Raw genomic sequence first — 5,908 nt, forward strand, 5'->3', positions numbered from 1 at the left:
GGGCGCGCCGGCTGCGCCGCAAGGTGCTGGGCGCGCGCTGAGAGACGTACGGACAAGGGGCGGGGCGCTCGGCGCCCCGCCCCTCGTCGTGTACCGACGGCCGGCTGTCAGCGGCCGGCCGGGACCCGGACGCCCAGGATGGCGCGCAGGTCGGCGGCGTTCGCCTGGGTGACCTTCCACAGCTCCTGCTGCCTGCCGTGCACGTCGGCGACGGTCGCTGCATGGTCCTTCAGCAGCCCCACCGCACGCTCGGTGAGTACGGCCCCGAGGTCCTTCTCGTGGACGGAGACACCCCACTCGGGGCGGCCGATGTCCGCGAGGAAGTACGCCATCTTCGGGTGCGAGATCAGGCTGATGATGGGGGTGCCGCAGCCGAACGGGATCATCCCGGCGTGACCGCGCATCCCGATCACCAGTTTGGTGCGGGCGTAGGTGTCCCGGATCTCGTCGTTCTCGAAGTCGTACATCGGGATGACCGGCAGCGAGATGCCGTGCTCGCGCCGCAGGTCGAAGGCGATGCGCTCGTCGTCGAGGGAGTGCGCCACGCACTTGACCTCGGCGTGCGCGCCCAGCGCCTTGACGGCCTTGGCCATCTCGGCGAGGAAGTGCGCGTAGTCGTGGCCGAAGCGCAGCCCCGCCCGGTCGTAGGCGGCGTTGATCAGGATGGTGTTCTCGCGCTGCGCCGGGTCGGTCCAGCCGTCGACCAGCTGCCGGGTGACCGTGGTCGGGCAGGGCTGGAAGCGCACCTTGTCGTGCAGCTCGGCGGGGAGCAGCGCGCGCACCTTCTCGATCGAGCCGTGGTTGCGCAGCCCGAAGAACGAGGAGCGCTCCACCAGTTGGCGCAGGCTGGAGTTGAACCGCCCGGCCCGGTAGGACTGCCCGTCGAAGGCGTTGAAGCCCACCGCGTACACCATGATCGGCACGTCTATGCGGTTCAGCGTCTCGTCGGGGACGTTCCACTGCCAGGCGCTGTTGCCGTTGGGCGCGGTGTCCGGGATGAACAGCCCGCCGCCGCCGATGACCAGGCCGCGGCGTGCGTTGACCCGCTCCAGCGCGGCCTCGTCGAACAGCCGGTGCGCGTGGACCGAGTGCCAGCGGCTCGGGCCCGTCTCGGGGTCGAAGGTGAGCCGCACCGACTCGGGCAGCAGCTTGTCGCCCGCGTTGCCCTGCTGGGGCATGTAGAAGGCGACATGGGCCAGTTGCTCGGCTGCCGGGCCCTCGGGGGGTCCGGCGGGCGCCTCGGTGCGCAGCCGCATCAGCCGGCTGGCCCGGTGGGTCGGGTCGACGGACAGGCCGTCGACGGCGTACTGGTGCGCCGTGGTGTCGTCGCCGTGGATCCAGGCGATCTGGGCGAGCCTGGCGAAGGCCGTGGGCGCCCGGTTGGGGGCGGCGGTCGCCAGCAGCAGCTGGGCCTCGGCCTCCTCGTAGCGGGACACGCTCATCAGCGCGTGCCCGAACACCTCGTGCGGCCAGGCCTCGTCGACCGGGACGGAGACGGAGCTGAGGACGTCGACCGCCTGCTGGTACTCGCCGCCGTTGAGCTGGGCGAGCGCCAGCCTGCGGGCGCTCTCCACATCGCCGGTGCGGGCGACGTGCGGGGCGCCGAAGTGCACCATCAGGTCGTGGTGCGGGTCCTTGGAGCGCGTCATGAACGCGGCGTGGAACTCGGCGTCGGACAGGTCGAACTCGGCCCACCGGTCCTGCGCCTGGCCGTAGCCGGCCTCGCCGCCCTGCCAGGGCTTGTGCCGGCCGGTGAAGTGCAGGATCACGGTGTCGTCGGGCACCGGCTTGTCGCCGGACAGCCGCCGCTTGACGAAGTTGTAGCGGTTGTCGAGCTGGACGAAGTCACCGTCGAGCACGGCGTTGAGGATGCCCTGGTCGTGCTTGTCGAGTTCGTAGTCGCCGCTGCGGCCCGTGGTGTCGATCCGCGCGCAGAACTCGTCGCTCAGGTACTCGCGCTGGATGACCAGCAGCCCGCTGTTGAGCTTGTGCTGGCCGTAGAAGAACTGCGGTACGGCGGCGAGTCCTTCGCGCAGCTTCAGCAGCGGCCGCAGATCGCCCAGCACCACCATGTCGGTGTCCAGCGTGATCACGGTGTCGTAGTCCCGTATTCGGAACACGTCGAGGATGAAGTACGCCTTGCGCACCAGGTAGTTGTCCTGGTCGCCCTTGGCGTACGTGTCGTAGCGCGCCGCGTCGACCCTGCGCAGTTCGATGCGCGGGTGCAAGGCGCGGATCTTCGCGATGGACGAAGGCCGCAGGTCGTCGTGGAGGACGATGAAGTCCTCGCAGACGCCGGGGTTGGAGAGCGCGAGGCTGCGCAGCAGGGCGAGGAAGCCCGGCAGGTAGTTCTCGTCGACGAAGCTGGCGAAGGCGATGCGGCGCTTCCCGGTCAGTGAGGCGGCGCTCGCGGACGCGGTGTTCGGGGCGGTGGTCGGGGAGCTGGCGGTCATCTCAGGGAAATCCTCGCGTCGGTCACGCTCTGGGCCCGTTCCATGACCCATGCCTTCTCGCTGGTGTACTCGTGGACGGAGGTGATGGGCATCCGCATCGCCTCGCTGATCCGGTAGGCGCCGCTCTCGTAGAAGTCGAAGCCGATCAGATCCAGCTTCGGACTGACGTCGAGGAAGTCCAGCAGCCAGAGCATGTTGAAGCCGCTGGTCGGGATCGACGGCCAGGCGTCGGTGCCGATGCCGCCGATGTTGCGTACGGGCCAGCGCAGCGAGTCGTCGCCCACGTAACTCTGCGCGCCGGGCACCAGCCGCGTGCGCATCGAGTAGCGCCAGTCGTTCGGCAGGCCGCCGAAGATGAGCCGGGTCGTGACGCGCTTCTCCCAGTTGAAGCTGTGCTTGTGGATCGAGACGTGGATGTCGGTGCGGCTGCCGGTGGCGGGCGCGTCGATCCGGTACGAGTTGAAGCGCACCACCAGGTCGTAGGCATCGATCTCCGGGCCGAGCGAACTGTGGCCCACGCGCTGCGAGTTGGCGATCAGACAGATGGACTTGCCGGCGATCTGGTTACGGAACTCGCCGAGCGTCAGCCAGTTGACCCCCGCGTACGTGGGGTCGTCGACCGGGCCGCGCATCCGGTTCCTGCGCTGTTCCGCGTACAGGGCGAGATGCTCGCGCAGCGCGGCGATGTGCGGGCTCCGCTCGCCGATCCGCAGATCGAGGTACTGGCCCAGGCACTGCTGGAGGTCCTGCACCGGGCTGTCCTCGTCGGCTGCCATCGCGAGCAGCGCGCCGACGAGCCTCGGTTCGGCGCCGTCCCGGTCGCCGCTGTCGTACCGGGCGAGGCCTTCCGCCCAGACGTCGGTCGCCGGGCCGTCCGCGTACAGCGTGGCCGTGGGGCACTCGCGCTGCAGCAGCGCGAGCAGTTCGGCCTGGTGCTGCCGGGCGGCGCGCAGTCCCGCGTTCCTCGGCGCGACGGCGAAGCCGTCGTTCTCGGTCAGCTCCAGATAGCGCTCGTACGCCTTGATGGCGCCGATCTCGTCGCCCGTGGCCTCCAGGATCCGGGCGCGCAGCCGCCAGCCGGCCCGGGAGCCCTTGCGCTGGGTCAGGACCGTGTCGCCGACGAGCCGGGCGAGCTTCAGCTCGTCGTCGTAACCGCACTCCAGGGCCTTGTTGCCGACGGCGAGCAGCGCGTCGAGCAGATCGGCGTCGAGGGCGGTCCCCGTGGAGGTGCCCGCCTTGGTACCGCGCCTGAGGAGGGCGGCGGCGGCGCCGCCGGCGGGGGCCGGCGCCTTGGCCGCCTGCGCGGCGTGCGCCGTCGCGTGGCTGGCGAGCAACGCCCGCAGCTTCTCGGCGAGTTCGTTACGCCGTGGGTCGAGCCCCGCCACCAGCTTGCCGCTGTGGACGGCGCAGGCGCGCAGACACTCGTCGAGCCCGGTCGGGGTGATCCGGTCCTCGGCCCGGGTTCTGGACTCGGCGCCCGCGGACGACGTGTCGCGGCTCACCCCCTTGCCCTGCCTCGGCCATCGGTTACGGGCGGCCATTGTCATGCTGCTCCCAGCGTCCTCTGCCCCTCTGACGGATGGGCGGGTCGGGACAGGCTAGGCAGCGTGTGCGACCCGGAGATGAACTCGGCCCGTCGGAAGGGGAAACGTCGGGTTCCGGCCCTCGCCGGGCTCACTCGCCCCGGCGCGGCAGCAGGGTCTGCGCGATGCCGGCAGTGACGGCCCGGAGTCCCGCGTCGAAGCCGGCGTCCTGCTGCTGGAAGATCTCGTAGCCGGCGGCGGCGGCCAGCGGGAAGTCCGCCAGCCGCTCGGCGCGGGCGTCGAGGTCGTACCCCTCACCTCCCCCGCCCTGCTCCCCCTCGCCCTCCTCGACGCGTGGCCCCATCGCCTGTTCCTCGATGACGAAGCCGATGGTGTAGCTGTACGCGGTGATCCAGGCGCGGGCGGCGCCCGCCGGGGTGAAGCCGGCGTCGGTGAAGATCCGCAGGCTGGTGTCCATCGAGGCGGCGTACCCGGTGTCCGTGAAGCGGGTGCCGCTGTAGACCTTGGCGCCGTCGCGGTAGCGCAGCAGATGCGTACGCAGCCCGCGCATCATCACCGTCAGCGACTCCTGCCAGTCGCCCGACGGCTCAGCGGGCAGGTCGGCCGTCATCCGCCGCATCATCTCGGTGGCCATCTCGTCGAGCAGCGCCTGTTTGTCCTTGAAGTGCCAGTAGAGGGCGGGTGCCTTGACGTCCAGTTCCTTGGCGATGGCGCGCAGGGTCAGCCCTTCGAGACCGCCCTTGTCGAGCAGGCGCAGGGCGGTGCGGGCGACCAGTGCGCGGTCGAGTCGTGTCGTAGCCACCTTGACAATTTAACAGCGTTAAGCGCATCGTTCTGAACCATGGAACTTAACAACGTTAAGGAAGCGGTGTCCGAGGTCCTGATCGTGGGAGCGGGCCCCACCGGGCTGGCCCTCGCCTGTGACCTGCGGCGCCGCGAGGTGTCGGTCCGCGTGGTCGAAGAGGCGGCGGGGCTCTTCCCCGGCTCGCGCGGCAAGGGCATCCAGCCGCGCACGCTGGAGGTGCTGGACGATCTGGGCGTCGTCGCGTCGATGCTCGCGTCCGGCGGCCCGGCCCCGGTGGGCATGGTCTGGAAGAACGGCGAGCGACAGGGCGAGCACCGGATGTTCGAGGACGCCGCGCCGTCGCCCGCAGAGCCGTACACCGGGCCGTGGCTCGTCCCGCAGTGGCGCACCCAGGAGATCCTGTACGCGCGCCTGCTGGAGCTGGGCGGGAGCGTCGAGTTCGGCGCAGCGCTGCGCGGACTCGCGCAGGACGGCGGGGGCGTCACGGCCGAGCTGTCGGACGGCAGGACCGTACGGGCGCGGTACGCCGTCGCCGCCGACGGGGGCCGCAGCACGGTGCGCGCGCTGCTCGGCATCGGCATGACGGGTGAGACCGTCGACCCGGCCGCGATGATCGTCGCGGATGTCCGTATCCCCGCCCTCGACCGGCTGAACTGGCATGTGTTCCCGGGCGAGGACGGCTCGTTCCTGTCGCTCTGCCCGCTGCCGGGCACGGCCGACTTCCAGCTGGCGGGCCGGTTCGAGGACGGCTCGACGCCGGACATCTCACCCGCCGGGGTACGGGAACTGATCGCCTCCCGCACCCATCTCACGGCGGACGACGTCACCGAGGTCCGCTGGTCGTCGGACTTCCGCCCGCGCGCGGCCCTGGCCGACCGCTTCACGGATGGCCGGGTCTTCCTGGCGGGGGACGCGGCGCACGTCCACTCCCCCGCCGGCGGACAGGGGCTGAACACGAGCATCCAGGACGCGTACAACCTGGGCTGGAAGCTGGGCCAGGTGCTGCGGCACGGTGCGCCCGACGCGCTGCTGGACACGTACGAGGGCGAACGCCGCCCGGTGGCGGCCGAGATGCTGGGCCTGTCGACCCGCATCCACCGCGGCGA

The 5,908-nt window shown here is 70.9% G+C and carries 4 protein-coding genes; 1 reads left to right on the forward strand and 3 read right to left on the reverse strand.

Annotation, left to right across the window (positions count from 1 at the left end):
* Nucleotides 1-107: 107 nt before the first annotated feature.
* The 3 genes from HY68_RS06100 to HY68_RS06110 form a co-directional block, all read right to left on the reverse strand.
* Nucleotides 108-2,453 (reverse strand): glycosyltransferase, encoded by a 2,346-nt coding sequence (locus HY68_RS06100; protein ID WP_041985304.1) that lies wholly within the window; start codon nucleotides 2,451-2,453, stop codon nucleotides 108-110.
* Nucleotides 2,450-4,000, reverse strand: coding sequence for a glycosyltransferase family 29 protein (locus HY68_RS06105; RefSeq protein WP_198533222.1), 1,551 nt, complete (start codon nucleotides 3,998-4,000; stop codon nucleotides 2,450-2,452). The genes HY68_RS06100 and HY68_RS06105 overlap by 4 nt, the downstream gene beginning before the upstream one ends.
* A 127-nt stretch (nucleotides 4,001-4,127) precedes the next feature.
* On the reverse strand, nucleotides 4,128-4,799 hold the full coding sequence (locus tag HY68_RS06110) for a TetR/AcrR family transcriptional regulator C-terminal domain-containing protein (protein ID WP_041985307.1): 672 nt from the start codon (nucleotides 4,797-4,799) through the stop codon (nucleotides 4,128-4,130).
* Nucleotides 4,800-4,838: 39 nt separating this feature from the next.
* Here HY68_RS06110 and HY68_RS06115 point away from each other — a divergent pair.
* Nucleotides 4,839-5,908 (forward strand): FAD-dependent monooxygenase (locus HY68_RS06115; RefSeq protein WP_041985309.1); only part of this gene is annotated, 1,070 nt, incomplete at its 3' end.

Origin of the sequence: Streptomyces sp. AcH 505, from assembly GCF_000818175.1 — a bacterium.
Lineage (GTDB): Bacteria > Actinomycetota > Actinomycetes > Streptomycetales > Streptomycetaceae > Streptomyces.

What these genes read in the sequence shown, in the direction of transcription:
- HY68_RS06105 (WP_198533222.1), bottom strand. Translation starts at nt 4,000, where the DNA reads ATGACAATGGCCGCCCGTAACCGATGGCCGAGGCAGGGCAAGGGGGTG.
- HY68_RS06100 (WP_041985304.1), bottom strand. Translation starts at nt 2,453, where the DNA reads ATGACCGCCAGCTCCCCGACCACCGCCCCGAACACCGCGTCCGCGAGC.